The organism is Aliikangiella marina, from assembly GCF_007004765.1.
Classification (GTDB): Bacteria; Pseudomonadota; Gammaproteobacteria; order Enterobacterales; family Kangiellaceae; genus Aliikangiella; species Aliikangiella marina.
The window spans coordinates 720574-738687 of the sequence record NZ_VIKR01000001.1 but is presented as its reverse complement, the minus strand read 5'-3'; the positions used below and the strand labels follow the sequence as shown (position 1 = coordinate 738687).

The following is an 18114-nucleotide window of genomic DNA, read 5'->3' as shown; positions in this document are numbered from 1 at the left end:
ACTAATTTAATCCGCCTTATCAAGAAGGGCCTGAGCTTCGGCTTTTTGTGCTTCAGAGCCCTCAGCAACGACCTCTGATAATATTTCTTTTGCACCGTCCGAATCACCCATATCGATATAGGCGCGGGCTAAATCAAGTTTAGTAGCGATTTCGTCTCCGCCATCATCAGCGGCAGTATCGTCAAAATCTGAATCATCTTCATCAAAATCGAAATCGTCATCTTCTAAATCGAGCGATATATCGTCAGAATCATCAAGGCTGATATCATCTTCATCGGCATCATCCAATGAGAAATCGTCCTCTTCATCAACTTCATCAAGATTGAGGTCGATTTCCTCGTCCGAATCTTCAAGCGCAAAGTCATCGTCATCAATCGAATCGAATGTTTCGGTCACAGCGGTCGACGCATCGTCGTCGTCACCCATACCCATGTCCATATCAATATCAAACTCATCATCGTCGCCATCTTCATCGAGACTAAAGTCATCTTCTCCCAAATCAAGCGAACTATCTAATGCGTCGTCTTCATCCAACGAAGATTGGTCCTCTAGCGCTGGTGTATCATCATCTAACCCGAAATCATCGTCCTCACCAAAAATATCTTCGGTTGAAGGTAAATCAAACTCACCGTCGCTTTCGCTCGCTTGACCACTCCACGCTTGCTCTCGCAAATTACTCACTTGCTCTTGCCATTCATCGGCGTCAACCGCTTGAGATACTTCTTGCGCTAATGACTCGAACTTCTCTTTGTCATCATTCTCGGCATAGCATTCCATCAGTTTAACTTTTAAATCGGAACGAATTGGGTTGTCATCAATCGCTTCCAATAAGAGACTCTCAGCTTGCTCATATTTGCCATAAGCGATGTAGATATCTGCTTCGCCAAGGGGATCGAAGTTTTCTTCATCTGATTCGGCTTTGTCTTCATCCTCCTCGTCCATGTCGAGCTCGACGAGCATATCGTCACCAACATCAGGGAGTTCAAAAGATTCCGTTGCATCAATGGTACCTGCACCAGCGGACGCCACTAGATCATCTTGGAAGTCATCTTCTTCCATCCGCTTACGCATGCGCCAGAAAACAGCCAGTACAATTGCCAAGACGGCTAATGCGCCGCCCCAAAGCACCATGCTTGATTCAAGCATTTCATCTAAAAAGCTCTTTGGCGGTTGTTGTGGAATATAAGGTTGAGTTGTCGGCGTAGAGCTAGCCGTTTGTGCAGACTGGGTGGTATCCGATGCTTGAGTAACATCACCAGTCGCATCTTGTGTTGTACTATCTTGTAATGAACTGTCTTGCAAAGAACTGTCCTCTGCGAAACTGTCCCCGCCCGCGATTCCACTGTCATCAATGCTCGATGAAGTATCAGAGTAATCACCCACTGATGAAACATCATCAGCAGACGCCGAATAATCGTCTGAAGACTCGATGGTATCAGTCGACGCATAATCTTCAGAAGCCGCATCATCTTGGTTTTGAGACGAGGTTAATGCGGCTAACTCTGTATCTTCGATATTTAGCGCTCCCGAGGCTTGCGCGCCCTCGAGTTTTTGCAACGCATCGGCTAAACGAGCCCGTAATTCATCATTCTCAGCTTGTAATGTCGCACTAGTCTCCTGTGCATTGACTAATTGCTGTTGTGTTGATCTGAGGTCTTCCATAATGCCGGTATTGGCATTTGCGTCTGCACCACTTGAAGAATCAGGTGTTGCAAGCGTTAAGCGTGCATCTGATGACATACGGTTGCTTGCAGCGTCGCTGCCACCATCAACAATTCTGCGCGCTCCGCCAGACTCCCATTGACGGTTTTGCATGACGACATCCTGCAAGGCCGCACGGTGAGGAACGTTCGAAATTGACATCTCATCGGGAATTTGGAGGACTTTGCCGCGGAGTAAATTATTGATATTACCATTTGCAAAAGCATCAGGATTTGCTCGGTAAATCGCAACCAATGTCTGGTGGATGCTTGTTTGTTCATTGGGCCTTACTCGACTAGCGATGCTCCAAAGCGTGTCCGTAGCGGTTACCGGGCCATAAGTTGAACCGCTAAAACTCGGTTGTTGCGCCGGCTGTTGCTGTCTCGGCGCGCTTTGACGCGGCTGAGATTGAGTCGTCGCAGGACGAGCGGTCTGAGTTTGTTCAATCGTCGAAGCGCTAGCATCGTCAAAAACCGGAGGGTCGAGTAAGAAGGTGTATTCTCTGATAACCCGCTCTTTTGGCGAATTTAACTCAACTAAGAAGTTCAAAAACGGTTCTTTTACAGGGTTGCGAGTTGTCATCTGAATCTTTAACTCGCCATTCTCGCGTATCGTTTCGAATCGAATGTCGTTCAAATAGAACGGACGTTCAACGCCGACTCGCTCAAAAACTGCAGCGCTAGCTAATTGAGCATTAATTTCGTGCTCTGCAAGCTCACCCACCGATAAAAGTTGGATTTCAGCTTTTAACGGCTGGTTCAACCCTGATTTGAGCTCGGACTCACCCAGCCCCACCGCAAACACTGCAGTAGAAAAACAGCATACCGACGAGATTAATACGAGGATAAGTTTGCGAAACATACGCGTATTCCCTTGTGTTTAAAGCTTTTAATTCTAATTTACTGACCTAAATTCAATTCAAAAAACTTTAATGGATGCGCACCAATTTGTAGCTATTCCATTAAGTTACAGCAAAAAGTTAAGATCTTTCTTTATGATATTGCGATAACTATAGCTTATAATTGAGTTTTTACCAATAGCTAACCTGTCACAAATTTAACAAACAACGCTGAAGAACCACTGTAAAAGTCCGCATTTTTCTGAATCGAGGTTAATTTTAGACAATAAAGCCAGAAATTTATGCGATAAATAGTCAATTTTGAAACTTTGTCGTTAAAGCAAGTCCTGAAGAGTTGATTAGTATGCGCCGGATCGGTGAACGCTGTAATTTTCAATGAGCATTTAAAAAGCCGACCTCTACACTCAATTAATTCCGCTAAGCACTCGAATGAATGTTTCCCAGCCAAGCATCAGCCAAAAATATGAGTTTATTAAGACAAAAAACCCCGCGAATGCGAGGTTTTTTGGAGTTGGGCGAGACAATTAATCGGCCTGATTCTTTCGGAAATGCTCCCAATAACTGTCGACTGTCTCTCGCATATCCTTGTGCAACAAGAAAATCCCGATTAAGTTAGGAATTGTCATCAAGGCGACAGTGACCAGCGCCACATCCCATATGATCGCAGAGTCAATTATCGCCGCTAAGAAGAAAGCGCCAACATAGACAACTCGGTAAGGTAAAACAGCCCCCTCTCCTAGCAGATAAATCATGGCTCTGTCCCCATAGTATGACCATGCAATCGCGGTACTAAATGCGAACAATAACAGTCCAATAGTTACGATATACTGGCCCCAGTCACCGAAGAAACCTCGCTTGAACGCTTCGGACGTCAATTTGATGGAGTGGATCAATGACTTACCATCGACGATAACCCCCTCGTTCTGTATTTTCCCAGCACTGATCTCAAGCGTCCCAGTGAAGGGCTCTCCCTCAACGGAATAAGTGACATCCTCTGCGATAGAGCGAGCAGCAATTAGGGTAAAGTTATTAGCCACAGCGACACCATTTTGAACGGGAATCTCTCCCTCAAAAATCTCTACATTAGAGCCGTCTTCACCGTTCAGGTGTAAGAATAGATTCTTAACATCCTCTTCATTTGAATCGACATATGTGCCTTGTACGTATGTCATATCGGCTCTATCGATAGTATTTTGGTGTTTCTCAGACCAAACGCCAGAAGACAAGATAACCAACCCAGTGATTGTACAAATAATGATGGTGTCTATAAATGGTTCAAGCAAAGACACCATTCCTTCTGACGCAGGCTCGTTACCTTTTGCACTCGCATGCGCAATCGCAGCAGAACCTTGACCAGCCTCATTTGAGAATAACCCACGATTGACGCCTCGCATCATGGCATACCAAAAGGTTGCCCCCAAAAATCCGCCCATCGCCGCAGAGCCCGTGAATGCTTGTTCGAATATCGCTGCGAACGAAGGGCCGATGTTTTCGAGATTTGCGAAAATTACCGCCATTGCACCGATTAAGTAAATTGCCGCCATGGTTGGCACAACCTTTTCAGCAAAATGAGCAATACGTTTAATTCCACCAATGATTACTAGCGCTAAAATGACCGCTAATACACCGCCAGTAATCCATTTTTCGATACCAAATGACTCATTCATGCCCACAGCGATATTGTTGATTTGCGGCATATTTCCGCTGCCCATAGAACTGATCACTGTCGCTATTGCAAAAATAACCGCCAACCATTTCATATTGAGCTTTTTTTCCATGTAGTACATGGGACCGCCGGCCATTGTTCCGTCGGCGGTCTTTTCACGATATTTGTGAGATAGGGTTACTTCGACAAATTTAGTGGTCATTCCAAAAAACGCAGTGACCCACATCCAAAATAACGCCGCGGGCCCACCAAAATATATCGCTAACGCGACCCCACCAATATTTCCGGTTCCCACCGTTCCCGAAAGCGCTGTTGTGAGTGCCTGAAAGTGACTCGTGTCGCCAGGTGCATCAGCTTTTGTATATTGACCTCTTAGGATTCTGGTCGCTTGGCCAAAATATCGGATTTGAGGAAAACCAAGATAGATGGTGAAAAACACACCTACGCCGATTAATAACCAGGGAAAATAAAATGCGGATCCGAGAAAAGAATCCAAAAATAGGATAAAACTTGATAAAGCTTCCAATAGCCTGCCCCTTAATCTTGAGTTAATTTTTATTTATTGCGGGCATTATAAACTGATCAGCCAAGAAAACTCATCTGCTTTGTCGGTGAATTTTAGCTACCTCGCATGCGTATGCCTTTATCAACCGATAAAGCGATCTCTTCTGCGCGGATATTACTCGGAAACAAACACCCTGAGATATGAGCCGCGGCAATACTCGCCGTTTCTAAATTGGCATTGCTAAAATCGATCCCTCGCAGGTCTGCAGCTCTAAAATAACACCCACTCAAGTCCAAACCACTCGCATTAAGGCCGCGTAAATCGAGTCCACGAAAATCACACTCATGAAAATCGAGGGTTTCAAGGTTGGCTCGCTGCTGATTAAACTCATCGATTTTTTCAGCTCTGAGTAGCTGATAAAGGGGATCATCGGGAAATCTCAATGGCATGCTATGTCTCCTATCATCTGATCCACCGCGAATGACTAGTCCAATCAATCGCAGCGGGTTCTCTCTAAAGTATAGACATTAGCTTATAAATCTAGCCAACTATTATCGTCAGTGCTTGTTAAAGATAGCCGATAAATCAATTACCGACCAACGCCAACAAGACCCCTGCAGCAACCGCCGAGCCGATCACTCCAGCCACATTAGGCCCCATTGCGTGCATTAATAGGAAGTTATGGGGGTTTGACTCTAAACCGACCTTATTAACCACTCGCGCAGCCATAGGAACTGCGGATACCCCGGCAGCACCAATCAATGGGTTTATTTTGCCACCGGTCAGGCGTGACATTAGTTTAGCCATTAGCACGCCACTTGCAGTGCCTATTGCAAAGGCCACCATGCCTAACAGCAGAATGCCGATGGTCTCCCAATTAAGAAAGCTTTCTGCTGAGAGACGCGAGCCGACTCCCAAGCCAAGAAAAATTGTGACGATATTGATTAACGCATTCTGAGTGGTTTCAGAAAGTCGATTAACCACCCCACTCTCTTTCATCAAATTGCCAAAACAAAACATGCCAATTAGCGGTGCCGCAGACGGTAGCAGTAAGAGACACAAAATAAGAACGATCAGCGGAAAAACAATTTTTTCTTTTTGACTGACATGGCGAAGCTGTTTCATTTCAATATTGCGCTCAGCTTCTGAGGTTAATGCGCGCATAATCGGCGGCTGAATAATCGGCACTAACGCCATGTAAGAATAAGCAGCGACGGCGATTGCGCCGAGCAAGTCAGGCGCTAACTTTCCCGCCAAGAATATCGCTGTCGGTCCATCTGCGCCACCAATGATTGCAATCGCTGAGGCATCTTCGATTGTCCAATTAATGCCAGGCAAAGCATTCAGCGCGAGCGCACCAAGCAAAGTAGCAAAGATACCAAACTGCGCAGCGGCCCCTAAAAACAAGGTTTTCGGATTAGCAATCAAGGCACCAAAATCAGTCATCGCGCCAACACCCATAAAAATAATCAGCGGAAAGATCCCGGTATCAATACCCACCTTATAAACATAATACAACAGCCCCCCCGGATCGGAAATTCCCGCGACAGGGATATTACTGAGAATCGCGCCAAAGCCTATTGGCAACAAGAGCAAAGGCTCAAATTCTTTGACAATTGCCAAATAGAGTAACCCTAACCCGACCAAAATCATTGCAACCTGGCCTAATTCAAAATTGGCAAGGCCTGTGCTCTGCCAAAGCTCTAAGAATCCTTGTGACATTTAATGTTCTCTTTTTTAATCACTCAAGACAAGCTAATCAACGAGTCAGAAAGGCTCACGGCATCACCCTCTTTAACTAGAATTTGGGTTACTTTACCCGCCACCTGAGACCGAACTTCCGTTTCCATTTTCATGGCTTCCAAAATAACCACAACATCACCTTCAGCAACTACATCGCCCGGGCTCACTAGTACCTTAAATATATTTCCAGCCAGGGGAGCGTCTACCGTTGTGATGCCACTAGATACTGGTGTTTGTGGCGTGGTTTCTGTTTGCGGTGCGACCGATGTAACCGAACCACTCGGCGAAACTGTCACCGAGTAACGCTTGCCATTAACAGCAACATCATAGCGCTCAGGTCCACCGCTGGTTTGCTCGGTTTGCGGACGACTGGCCGGTATTGCAGACTCAATACTCGGCGCAGGTTCAAATGCACCGGGATTATTTCTATTCTTTAAAAACTTGATACCGATTTGCGGAAACAACGCGTAGGTAAGCACATCATCAATTTTGTTGCTGGCCAATGAGATTGAATCTTTCTCTGCTATCTTTTCCAGTCCAATGGTTAACTTCTCAAGTTCCGGCTCAATCAGATCTGCGGGTCGGCAAGTAATCGGCTGGCCGCCATCAAGCACTCTTTCTTGTAGATCTTTATTAACCGGTGCGGCTGTCGCACCATACTCCCCTTTAAGAACGCCGGCGGTTTCCTTACTAATGTTTTTATATCGCTCGCCCGTTAAAACGTTGAGCACTGCTTGAGTACCGACAATCTGAGAGGTTGGCGTCACCAGCGGAATATACCCTAAATCTTGACGAACTCGCGGAATTTCCTTGAGTACTTCATCAAGTTTATCACCAGCACCTTGCTCTTTAAGCTGATTCTCCATGTTGGTTAACATTCCCCCGGGAACCTGGGAAACAAGAATTCTCGAGTCCACTCCTTTCAAACTACCTTCAAATTTTGCATATTTTTTGCGGACTTCGCGGAAATAAGCTGAAATTTCTTCTAACGCGCTTAAGTTGAGTCCCGTATCTCGCGCTTCGCCTTCAAAAATCGACACCACTGACTCAGTCGCAGAATGGCCATAAGTCATACTCATCGAAGAAATACTCGTATCCACCGAATCAACGCCGGATTCGACAGCCTTAGCGATAGTAGTAGTACTTAATCCCGTGGTTGCATGGGCATGCAAAGCAATCGGTACTTCTATCTTCTCTTTGAGGCGAGTCACTAACTCCTCGGCAACATAAGGTTTAAGTAACCCAGCCATATCTTTTATACAAATCGAGTGAGCCCCCATGTCTTGGAGTCGTTGTGCCATATCTAACCACATCTGAATCGTATGAACCGGACTCACCGTATAAGACATTGTGCCCTGGGCGTGTTTACCGGTTTTGATGGTCGCTTTCACTGCGGTCTCTAAATTACGCATATCATTCATCGCATCAAAGATTCTAAACACATCCATTCCATTGGCAGCCGCTCTATCAACAAACGCTTCAACCACATCATCAGCATAATGCCGATAACCAAGAATATTCTGCGCCCTAAACAGCATTTGGTGAGGAGTATTTGGCATAACTTCTTTGAGTTTTCTCAACCTTTCCCAAGGGTCTTCTCCTAAATAACGGATACAGGCATCAAAAGTAGCACCGCCCCAGGTCTCAATCGACCGATAGCCAATTTGGTCGAGTTTGGCAGCAATTGGTAGCATGTCCTCAATTCGCATCCTGGTCGCGAATAAAGATTGGTGGCCGTCCCTTAAAACAAGTTCGGTTATTCCCAATTTTTTAGTCATGATTGGTCCTTATTTTTTTGAGTGCTTTTTTCGATACGCATAAACTGCTGCAGACGCTGCCGCTATCTCGTCATCAGAAGATTCAGTTCTGGCCCTACTCTTATCGGTGGTTGGTTCTTCACCAAAAAAGCGATACAAAAGACTTGTGAAGAAAACTAATATAGAAAGAAACACAAAAACCATACCCATGCCCGTAAGCATCAATATAAGTCCTTCCGATAAGAGGCTTGATTCTGTCATTGACGGTCTCTGGTTTTAATTTTTATAACGAAACGATGAGATTAATTCTGTTTCTTATTATGGTCTGAATAATTTCATTTGGCAAAAAGCGATTAATTATAAACATCACTTTTCTCTAATGCTTAAAAACAAAACGGCCCACTTAAGTGGACCGTTTTGTTTTCTTTTGAATAGCTATCAGGCTAACTGTCGGGTTATTTCACTCTTCGTCGAAGCAGCCCAAGCAAAATTAATGGTAGTAACCAACCCATTGAACCGGCGGCTTCATAGTCAGCTTCTACTTCTGGGTCTGGATTAGACGTACCGCCTCCGGAGCCAGAACCGTCACCGCCACCTGAACCATCCGAGCCGTCCGATCCGCCTGAACCACCTGATCCGCCGCCGCCAGTTGTTCCGTCATTGTCACTCACAATCACCGTCACTGAAGTCGGATTTCCGAGTAGTGCACCATTGGTTGGATTCTCTAGTCGAATCGTGAAAGCCTCATCATTCTCGATATCTTGGTCTTCTAACAGTGCAATTGAAAAGTTAAGCTGTCTGACCCCTTCTTCAAACTGCAATGTTTCGCTAACAGCAGTGTAGTCCATTCCTGCCGTTGCAGTGCCATCAACACTTGTAACATCAACAGTGACCATACCTGCAGCGCCAAAAGAACGAATCACCGTCACATCCAGAGTACCGTCGCCTTCTCCAGCATTGTAGTTAACTCGGCTAAAGAAAAAGGTCCCTGGTTGATTGTCGAACTCGTTATCGATAATCGTCACTTTTGTTTGCGCGCCCGAACCTAAAACAGCCCCATTAACAACGTTGCTTAAAGTCACCGAAAAGACTTCTGTCCCTTCAAAAATATCATCGTCGGCAAGGGTCACTGTTATTGTTTGGCTCGTTTCACCGTCTTCAAACACCAGAGTTCCGGTGTCGGCAATATAATCGTCTGGTGAAGTTGCTGTATCGGTACCGACGGTAGCGACAGCATAATCGACTGTAACCTGGCCTTGTGTGCCTAATTGTCGATTAACAGTCAGGACGACTTCGGGGTCGGTTTCTTGTACTTGGACTGCTGTATTTTCCATTTCAATCAGCCCGAACATTGAAGCCGGCCCAATCGAGACAATCCAATCATTAATTGTGTTTCTGTCTGCAACTGAAATCAGGTTTCCACCAGGCGGCATGACGCCACCACAGTCAGGGTTTGCTTGAGATATCTTTTGGTATAGCACCGAGTTATCGGGTTCACCGGGAACGACTAACTTCTCGTTTCCATTACAATTGGCATCAACGTCGACTAGCTCAGCTTCCGACGTTGCCGCATCGGCCAACGATAATCCGCCGCTCGGGTTTGCGCCCGCATGGCAACCTAAGCAGCCATTGTTGACAAATACCGCTTGCACTTCCGCTGGAACGTCGGCTAGCGCTGAATGGGAGATCGCAATTAAACCGAACAAGCCGGCACTAAAGCTTTTATTAAGTTTGTCACTGCGAAGCGTGAGCATGAGAAACCTCGTGATTCTATTCAATGCGCAATAATTCAATTATCGCCTAATTCTCGGATCCTAGCGAACTACACTAGCATAAAAAAGGTAAAAATAGAGATAACGGCAGTGTTTTTGTGAACGGGAGCAAGAAAAGCAGTGGAAGGCTAGTAGTATCAAACAGTTAGCAACAAAAAAGCCGGCAAAAACCGGCTTTCTTTCGATAAGTAGTCGCAAGCTTTATAGCTTGTCAGCTTCTTCCGATAAGTACTTAGCAACACCATCAGGAGTCGCTTCCATACCTTTGTCGCCTTCTTTCCAACCTGCAGGGCAAACTTCGCCGTGATTTTGGTGGAAGTTAAGCGCGTCAACCATGCGAAGCATTTCGTCAATGTTACGGCCAAGGGGTAAATCATTAACAACTTGGTGACGAACAAGACCGTCTTCGTCGATAAGGAATGATGCACGGAAAGCAACACCCGCTTCTGGGTGTTCTACGTCGTATGCTTTACAGATTTCGTGCTTAACATCAGCAATCAACGGATATCCAACTTGGCCGATACCACCGTCGTTGACGTCAGTGTTTCTCCAAGCGTTGTGAGAGAAATGAGAATCGATTGAAACACCGATAACTTCAACACCGCGCTCTTGGAAGTCTTTTAAGCGATGATCAAAAGCAATCAGCTCTGATGGGCAAACAAAAGTAAAATCTAATGGATAGAAAAAGACTACCGCTTTCTTACCTTTAGTTGCTTCTTTGAAATTAAAGCTATCTACAATCTCACCACTTCCTAATACTGCTGCCGCAGTAAAGTCTGGCGCTTCGCGTCCGACTAATACACCCATTGTTAACTCCTATTTGTGATTGATATAAAACGAAAATTATGCAAAGACGAGTAGATAACTCGCCTAATTTGCTCGCTAGCAAAGATACTCAATCCTTCACTTCACGCCCAATTGGACCTTTCAATATCAGCTATTGGGAATTGCTATTAAACCTGAACAATTAATAGTCACAACTAATCTGGGCGAACCAAAGCGCCCAGTCTCGTATCTGTTGTTATGCTTGGAGTTACGTTTTACTCGGTTGTACTATATGAGTTTAACTTTCGATTAGAGATGATTGAGAAAACTCGCTTCTGACTGATCGGTGATCAACTTTTCTTCCATCCGAATATTTAATTTATCTAATTCAGCAAGGACGGGTTGATAGATATCTTTGGTTACCGGTATGCACACCCCTTTGCGAGTAATTGCGCCTTGTAAAATAAGATCGGCAGCGATTGCCGCGGGATAACCAACGGTTTTCGCCATTGCTGAGAACCCATTTTTATCGCCCTTCTCAACCAGTGTCGAACGATGAAATATTTTGTTTTGCTCGTCATCAACCAGAATCATTCGATGTTGCATGACAATCATATCTTGCTCATCGTCTTCGTACTTCAACTTATCACACAGCAAGTTGCAGAAGGCTTGAATCGGACTGTCACCCACAATCGGTTCTTCTGAGAAACAGCCTAACCAATTAAAACTTCGGTTGATTTCGACGTCATTGGTTAACTTCGCTTCGAGCTCAGACGCTTCAACACCGGTTAACATAGTCATCAAACTCTGCCAACTGTTCGGACTTTGTGATGCAAATTGCTCGTGAGAAAGAAGCCCAATATTTTTTGCAGCTTCAATTACCGGGCCAAATCCTGGGTAACGCAAGGTGCCTCTTAATAGTGTTTTGACCTCAGGAATTCGGTACTCTTCTTTATATCCGAGTGAGTCACGATTAGCATAGCCTTTAAGTTCCAAATCTTTTGTTAAAGTTACCGCTCTCATTGAAGTCAATAACTCATCACCAAGGATTGATTTTTTTTCACCATTACTTAGATAGTGGGCATCATTTGATACTGCCGATAATACGGCCATTGGTGACCATGAAAACTTATAACCCAGCGGGTTGTTATTGGCTTCGGGTGCTGGAATGCCACCACACCAAGATACTAATGCTTCCACCTTAAGCCCTTTTTCGTGAGCCTCGTCAATCGTCTGCATCGCGGTCATGTGGTCGATCCCGGGATCGACACCTATCTCGTTTAAAATTGTGATACCTGCCGATTTTGCCTGTTCGTTTAATGCCCACATATCTTCATGTGTATAACTCGCTGTCACCATCGAAGTTTTATGTTTAATACAGATTTTTGCTACCGCAACGTGAAATTGAAAAGGAACAAAAGAAATAACTAAATCAGCTTTTTCCACCAACTCCCCTAACGCCTCTTGACTGGTAACATCGACCTGTTTAGGGGTCAGACCTTCTCTTCCTGCAACAAGCTCTTCAGCTTCATAAAGGAACTGTGAGCCGACGATAATTTTGTGACCTTTGCCATGTAAATAGTCGACCAAAGGTCCGGTAACAAATCCGGCACCTAGCAATAAGATATCTGCCATGAGCGTTTTCCTGAAAATATAGAGGGTTGGGTTATATGTGTGTCGTTTAGACGAGCGCGATGCTGTCGATGGCGCAAAGCATAGCGAGCTTTATAATAACTGTAAACCCAAATATGACGATATTTATGTCGCAAAAATTGAGGACCAACCAGCGGTCAGAGGCCACCTTTCAACTGCACGCCGCGAAGAAAATAAAAAGCCCTCACGAGCTTACGAGAGGGCTGTTCTTGTTTGAAGCAATAATAGGTTTTACAGGGCGACGAACTTTTTCAACAAGTTAACCGCGTATTCCGGTTCGTTTTTACCCATGATACCTTCTTTGAATCGCGATGAAGGTGGCCGTTCACCAACCCATACCTTGATTAACAATTTATACATATCATTCGAACGAGGAATTTCACCTAACACTCGATCATTCAATGAGACTCGAGTACCGAAACTGTTGTGGTAATCAAAGCGAAGTACATCGCCTTTCTTGTAGGTTCCTCTAAAGAATCGCATTAAACGGGCAACCTGCGCTTTTTGCAGAGAAATATCGTCACGGGCATTGTTAATTCTTATCCCTTCGGCCAGTTTTCTGGCAAAACTTCGGGCTGAAACACTGCTGGTCGAGGCAATTCTGAATTCCATTCGGCGAACAACGGGCTCGTATAGAAAGACATCCGTTCCATCGAATTGGACGTTTTCTTCAAGATATAGCGCTGCGATATAATAATCATCACTCATGCGCTGCGTTAAGCCCATACCAATCATTAAAGCAGGCTTATCGATAATGTCAATACGTTGCACTGCGAGTAACTTTTCTTCTTCAGTTGGCTCTGCAGCGATGAGCGTTCCGGTGGTCATCACCAAAATCGCCGTTAATAATACTTTTAATGTCTTCACACTCCACCCCAATTATCACTTAAAATCTTGTACAACGATCTACTACCAAGAATCTTATTATTATCCCGGAGCACTAGGCATTCTGACAACAGACTACCTTTCGCAAGGTCGTCCTTGAGCGATCATCGCAGGAATAACCCCGCATTTATGTCCCTTTAAACTCCATTTTTGGCCGTCTTCTCCTACAAAAATAAACCAAAAACAAAGAACTCTTGCTCGCTATTTGGTTAATTTAGGCTATTTTTGCAGATTTAACAAGAAGTTATGGGTTATAAGGCTAAAAAATCACCGTTTACTGCCGATAACATTAAAAACAACCAATTTGTATTTGCAAATGGTTATAAAGTCTGATTAATTAGGGGTTACGCGTGTTTTTTTAGGTATCTATAACATCAGATAATGTATACTTAGTGGGTTGATCAGCACGATTAATCGATCGAAAATAGGCGTGACGCGACAGACAAGTACCTTGCTACAGTTTTAAAGGATAAAAACAAATATAAGGCTAGGTGCATTTAAACCCCCAAATTAATTTGAATATCAACAAAACGGCGATTGCACGGATTTCGCAGCGAGGTTCGTTTATGAGATATCTGCAGGCGTTTTTTAGTAACAAGTAGTATAATTAGCGGAGTTTTATTAATGCCCAGTAGTTCAATGAAATCGAAAACATCCCTACTCTCTGTGGTTTTAGCGGTATTTATCTTGAGTTTTAACTACTCTGTTAAAGCTGCCGAGATGACAGCTAGCTTATCAGACGGTGACGAGCTTTCTCTAATCGGTATCGGGATGTACCAAGAACTGAGGAATGATATCTATATCGGTGCGCTGTTTGGGCCAAGTTCAGTCACTAATGTCGATCAGCTCAAAGACGATAACGTCGCTAAAAGGATGTCTATCCGCTTTGTGAGCGAGTATTCCAACCGAAAACTCGCACGCCATTGGAAAGAAAGAATGGCGATGAACAACCCGCGCAACCAATGGCAACCGCTAACCCGCGAAATTGTTGGCTTCTCCAACCTTTTCAAGCGCAGGTTAGTTTCCGGCGATGAAATTAATATCGACCATATCCCAGGCGTTGGTACTCAGATCTACTTAAACAAAACACTCTTTACAACGGTAAACAAAAGCGGTTTTGCCAATCTTTTATTGAATGTCTGGTTAGGCAACATTCCACCTACCAAAGCGTTCAAGTCAAGTATTCGCGGCTTAGACCAAGACGCTATTAAGACAGACTTCATTACTAAATATACCGTTATGGAACCTGTCAAAGGGCGTTTTGACGCTGACCTAGCGCCACCGACGCCTGCAACTCCAGTAGTCACTCGAGTTGCTCGAGCGGCCCCACAGCAGCGGGCACCTGCAAGAGCTGAGCCGAAGAAAGCTGAACCCAAAAAACCCGAGCCGAAAAAAGAAGAACCCGTCCAGCAAGTTGCACAAAAACAGCCAGCAGCTAAACCGCCAGTAACTGAGAAAAAGGACGAGGCGAAACCTGTTCAAGTTGCAAAAGCTGAAACTAAACCGGAACCCAAAAAGCCGGAACCTAAAAAAGAGCCGCCCAAAAAGGTTGCAAAATTGACACCTCCGCCAGTAGAAGAAGAGCCGTTTATTGATGCTGACTTAATTGCCGGTTCATACAAAAGAGACTTGGTTAACTCAATTCGTCAGTTCCAAGAGTATCCTGCCAGGGCTTATCGTCAAAAGAAAGAAGGCGACGTGACCGCTAAGGTGACGTTGATCAGAGATGGCTCAGTGAAAGAGATTGAATTGATCGAACGGTCCGGTTCACGCATTCTTGACAAAGCCGTCACGAAAATGATTCGACGGGCGGCACCATTCCAGGAAATTCCAAGTGAACTGGAACAAGAAGAATTTGTTTTTGAAGTGCCGATTTCATTTACCTTAAATTAGCCTTCACTGACCTTTATGAAAATTCAAGGGCGCTTTATCAGCGCCCTTTTTTATTTCAAATCATTTAATGTCGACTTACTTAATGCTGTTAAATAGATACCCAATCAAAGCCATTCTCTTGGCAAGCGATGGTTACCTCAACCGAGTCTAGTGACAATCCATTAATTTGGTCCAAGACGCTATGGCGACAATTATTTTCTTCGCTAAGATGCATCGCTGCTAAAAACTTTAACGAGTCTAATTGGCCATTCTTCAGGAAATCAATTGCTTGATCGTTACTCAAATGCCCCAAAGAACCGCTCACTCTTGCTTTTAATGCGGGAGGATATCTGCCAGACATCAGCATTTGAATATCGTGGTTAAACTCAAGTAAAAGCGCCTGACAATCTTTATATTGTTGACTCACAAACGGCGTTATATGACCCAAGTCAGTCAAAATACCTAAGCAACTCGACCCTTTTCGTATCACGAACTGGCAGGCTTCCCTTGAGTCATGTGGGACCAAAACGGGCTGCACTTCCAACTGCTCGATTTGAAAAGATGAGTGGCTATTAAAGACATTTAAAGCCTTAATTTTTTCGGCTTTTTGATTGAGACTGGTACCATGACTCATCCAAACCGGAATGCCATATCGATTCGAAAAAGTCGGCACGCCATTGAAATGGTCACTATGCTCATGAGTAACCAGGATTGCCTTGATATGTTGACAATCAATAGCTCGCTCAGCGAGCCTGGTTTCAAGTAGTTTGCAAGAGAAACCACTATCGATAAGGATGAGCGCTTCGTCATACCCTACAACAGTGGCATTACCTTTACTACCCGAGCCAAGTGAGGTGAACTTTAACTGAGACACTTCTTCTATCGATTATCACCAAACAACTGGCTCAATGTAGGATACAGCTTGGTCAAAACCTGCGAATTTAAGGGTTCACCTTGGCCGTCTCTAAATACGATTGCAGTTCTCTCACCTAATTGACGCAAAGTCACTTGATAATCACCGGCATCAATGGGCAACAACTCTTTCTCTTCCGAAAAAAGTGACGCGAAGAAACCGGCTTCTTCTTTTTGATAGTTAACAAAGTAAGTCATCAAACGACGATCGCGATCGTTAACGTCAAACTCAAGCGCCTCCAGCACTTTCGGGAGCTTTTCCCAAACATGCTCCATACTCGCTTCAGTGACCAAAGCAGCGGCATCCTCTTCATCTTTCGCCATCTGGACTTTGAATCCTGCCACCATCGCCGCTTTTCTAGCTTGGTCTCGAGTAGCGGCTTTCTTGTCATAACTTGAAATCAGCAAATTAAGCATATCTGCGGAGTCTTGCCAAAAGCTGGGGACCGGCTGCCACTGCTCGGTTTCGTCATCTAACTTTTCAGCAGCAATTCGCGAGACTTCCATTCTCTTTTCATCTTTAAGCACACCATCGGTGAACTTAACCCGATACTTAGCCCGGAATTCATCGATATCGTCCTCTCCTGCGACGCCGAGCCAAACACCCCGCTCATCTACTGCCAACCAGTCCGTCTCAATAACAAGCTCTTGCTTGTTGGCCTTCTCAATTTTTGCCTCGTTCTCCTCAAATATTTCTATTATGGAACGCCACAAAAAGTCGCTATCATCGAGGATGAAAACCGCCGGGTTGTCAGCTTTTTTATCGATTCGAATATTATCAAGCACCGCTAAAATCTGAATAGGCGCAGAAACTTTAACCTCTTTTCCGTAGGGCGCTTGTTTAGCTTTCTCGCCGATCGCCGGAACTGGAGTAAAGTTCACTTTCCTCTTTTGAGTCAATTCACCGGGAATTTGGATGTCTTTTGTTTGTCGAGCGTTTACGTATTCGTATGATGAATCTTTAACCAAACCATCTTCGCCGTAGAGCCAACTGCATCCAGCAAGCATCTGACAAGATAAGATTACGATTGATGTTTTTATAATTTTCAAAGTATTGCTCCAAAGCCTAAATTACTGCACTTTGTTGCATCGCCGCCTGAATGACTTGTTGCGATGCTGGTTCTGGTTGAGTAAGTGGTAGCCTCAAATATGGCTCCATTCGCCCTACTTTTGCCAAAGCCCATTTGACAGGTATCGGGTTTGACTCGACAAATAGCGCCGAGTTCAGTGAATTGATTCGATTAAACAGCTCTTTTGCTTTTTGAGTTGATTCAGGTTGCTTTTTAGCCATCAAATCACAAAATTGACTAAATTCTTTAGGGACAATATTGCCTGTGACACTAATCACTCCATGGCCTCCTAAGGCCATAAAATCAAGCGCTGTCGCGTCATCACCACTTAAATAAATGAACCCAGGAACCTTTTCGATGAGGTTCTTAGCTCTCTCTAAATCGCCAGTTGCATCTTTTATTGCGACAATTTTGGGGTGCGATGACAATCTTGCGACGGTTTCATCCGCCAAATCGCAACAGGTTCTGCCCGGAACATTGTAAAGAATTAATGGTGCCTCACAAGCATCAGCAACTGCACTAAAATGCGCATAAAGCCCATTTTGAGTCGGTTTTAAATAATAGGGGGTGACGCATAAAAAGCCATCGGGTTGCAATTGGTTCAGCTGGTTCACTAGCTCAACCGCCTTCGAAGTCGAAGCGCTTCCACATCCAGCGATAACCGGAATACGCTTATCAACTTGTTCGATTACTGCTTTAACAACCGCGACATGCTCGTCCACTGAGACCAAAGATGATTCGCCTGTAGTACCCATGACCACTAAACCATGCGTACCACTCTCTATGTGCCAATCCACTAAAGCAGACAATGCATCATAATCGATGCTTAAATCAGACTTCATCGGTGTAACCAAAGCTACTAAACTTCCACGAAACAAAACCTTTATGCACCTCTATAATTTTTATCTTCCCCCGACTATTTACCATCTTAATAAGGTATTTTTTAAAACAGGG

Annotated in this window: 14 protein-coding genes; 1 reads left to right on the top strand and 13 read right to left on the bottom strand. The window is 44.5% G+C overall.

What is annotated here, in order from left to right; all coding sequences use genetic code 11:
- Nucleotides 1-6: 6 nt before the first annotated feature.
- The 10 genes from FLL45_RS03280 to FLL45_RS03235 all read right to left on the bottom strand — a co-directional run bounded on the left by FLL45_RS03280 (nt 7) and on the right by FLL45_RS03235 (nt 13288).
- Nucleotides 7-2562 (bottom strand): motility hub landmark protein FimV, encoded by a 2556-nt coding sequence (locus FLL45_RS03280; protein ID WP_142888349.1) that lies wholly within the window; start codon nt 2560-2562, stop codon nt 7-9.
- Between the two features lie 522 nt (nt 2563-3084).
- A complete protein-coding gene (locus FLL45_RS03275) occupies nt 3085-4752 on the bottom strand; it encodes an alanine/glycine:cation symporter family protein (RefSeq protein ID WP_142888348.1) in 1668 nt (555 codons plus the stop codon).
- 92 nt (nt 4753-4844) lie between these two features.
- Complete coding sequence (locus FLL45_RS03270; RefSeq protein WP_142888347.1) at nt 4845-5180, bottom strand: pentapeptide repeat-containing protein; 336 nt, start codon at nt 5178-5180, stop codon at nt 4845-4847.
- Between the two features lie 136 nt (nt 5181-5316).
- On the bottom strand, nt 5317-6453 hold the full coding sequence (locus tag FLL45_RS03265; protein ID WP_142888346.1) for a sodium ion-translocating decarboxylase subunit beta: 1137 nt from the start codon (nt 6451-6453) through the stop codon (nt 5317-5319).
- 23 nt (nt 6454-6476) lie between these two features.
- A complete protein-coding gene (gene oadA, locus FLL45_RS03260) occupies nt 6477-8252 on the bottom strand; it encodes a sodium-extruding oxaloacetate decarboxylase subunit alpha (protein WP_142888345.1) in 1776 nt (591 codons plus the stop codon).
- A 9-nt stretch (nt 8253-8261) separates the two neighbouring features.
- The gene (locus FLL45_RS03255) at nt 8262-8492 is read right to left on the bottom strand and encodes an OadG family protein (protein WP_142888344.1); all 231 of its coding nucleotides are present in this window, start codon (nt 8490-8492) and stop codon (nt 8262-8264) included.
- A 194-nt stretch (nt 8493-8686) separates the two neighbouring features.
- Nucleotides 8687-9985 (bottom strand): Calx-beta domain-containing protein, encoded by a 1299-nt coding sequence (locus FLL45_RS03250; RefSeq protein WP_142888343.1) that lies wholly within the window; start codon nt 9983-9985, stop codon nt 8687-8689.
- A gap of 219 nt (nt 9986-10204) precedes the next feature.
- Entirely contained in the window at nt 10205-10810 is a 606-nt protein-coding gene (locus FLL45_RS03245; RefSeq protein WP_142888342.1) for a peroxiredoxin, read from the bottom strand.
- Nucleotides 10811-11077: 267 nt separating this feature from the next.
- Nucleotides 11078-12403 (bottom strand): saccharopine dehydrogenase C-terminal domain-containing protein, encoded by a 1326-nt coding sequence (locus FLL45_RS03240; RefSeq protein ID WP_142888341.1) that lies wholly within the window; start codon nt 12401-12403, stop codon nt 11078-11080.
- Nucleotides 12404-12652: 249 nt separating this feature from the next.
- Complete coding sequence (locus tag FLL45_RS03235; protein WP_142888340.1) at nt 12653-13288, bottom strand: chalcone isomerase family protein; 636 nt, start codon at nt 13286-13288, stop codon at nt 12653-12655.
- Between the two features lie 657 nt (nt 13289-13945).
- Between FLL45_RS03235 and FLL45_RS03230 the strand changes: the two genes are divergently transcribed.
- Nucleotides 13946-15199 carry a TonB family protein gene (locus tag FLL45_RS03230; RefSeq protein WP_185964302.1) on the top strand — a complete coding sequence of 418 codons (1254 nt, stop codon included), beginning with the start codon at nt 13946-13948 and terminating at the stop codon, nt 15197-15199.
- Between the two features lie 88 nt (nt 15200-15287).
- Here the strand turns inward: FLL45_RS03230 and FLL45_RS03225 are convergent, their stop codons facing one another.
- From FLL45_RS03225 to dapA, 3 genes are read right to left on the bottom strand one after another with little or no spacing between them, the layout of a single operon-like run.
- On the bottom strand, nt 15288-16052 hold the full coding sequence (locus tag FLL45_RS03225; protein ID WP_185964301.1) for an MBL fold metallo-hydrolase: 765 nt from the start codon (nt 16050-16052) through the stop codon (nt 15288-15290).
- Nucleotides 16053-16057: 5 nt separating this feature from the next.
- Nucleotides 16058-17140 carry an outer membrane protein assembly factor BamC gene (bamC, locus tag FLL45_RS03220; protein WP_142888337.1) on the bottom strand — a complete coding sequence of 361 codons (1083 nt, stop codon included), beginning with the start codon at nt 17138-17140 and terminating at the stop codon, nt 16058-16060.
- A 16-nt stretch (nt 17141-17156) separates the two neighbouring features.
- Nucleotides 17157-18038, bottom strand: a complete 882-nt coding sequence (gene dapA, locus FLL45_RS03215; RefSeq protein WP_142888336.1) for a 4-hydroxy-tetrahydrodipicolinate synthase — start codon at nt 18036-18038, stop codon at nt 17157-17159.
- Nucleotides 18039-18114 lie beyond the last annotated feature (76 nt).

What these genes read in the sequence shown, in the direction of transcription:
- FLL45_RS03250 (WP_142888343.1), bottom strand. Translation starts at nt 9,985, where the DNA reads ATGCTCACGCTTCGCAGTGACAAACTTAATAAAAGCTTTAGTGCCGGC.
- FLL45_RS03280 (WP_142888349.1), bottom strand. Translation starts at nt 2,562, where the DNA reads ATGTTTCGCAAACTTATCCTCGTATTAATCTCGTCGGTATGCTGTTTT.
- FLL45_RS03265 (WP_142888346.1), bottom strand. Translation starts at nt 6,453, where the DNA reads ATGTCACAAGGATTCTTAGAGCTTTGGCAGAGCACAGGCCTTGCCAAT.
- FLL45_RS03245 (WP_142888342.1), bottom strand. Translation starts at nt 10,810, where the DNA reads ATGGGTGTATTAGTCGGACGCGAAGCGCCAGACTTTACTGCGGCAGCA.
- oadA (WP_142888345.1), bottom strand. Translation starts at nt 8,252, where the DNA reads ATGACTAAAAAATTGGGAATAACCGAACTTGTTTTAAGGGACGGCCAC.
- FLL45_RS03230 (WP_185964302.1), top strand. Translation starts at nt 13,946, where the DNA reads ATGAAATCGAAAACATCCCTACTCTCTGTGGTTTTAGCGGTATTTATC.
- FLL45_RS03270 (WP_142888347.1), bottom strand. Translation starts at nt 5,180, where the DNA reads ATGCCATTGAGATTTCCCGATGATCCCCTTTATCAGCTACTCAGAGCT.
- FLL45_RS03255 (WP_142888344.1), bottom strand. Translation starts at nt 8,492, where the DNA reads ATGACAGAATCAAGCCTCTTATCGGAAGGACTTATATTGATGCTTACG.
- FLL45_RS03240 (WP_142888341.1), bottom strand. Translation starts at nt 12,403, where the DNA reads ATGGCAGATATCTTATTGCTAGGTGCCGGATTTGTTACCGGACCTTTG.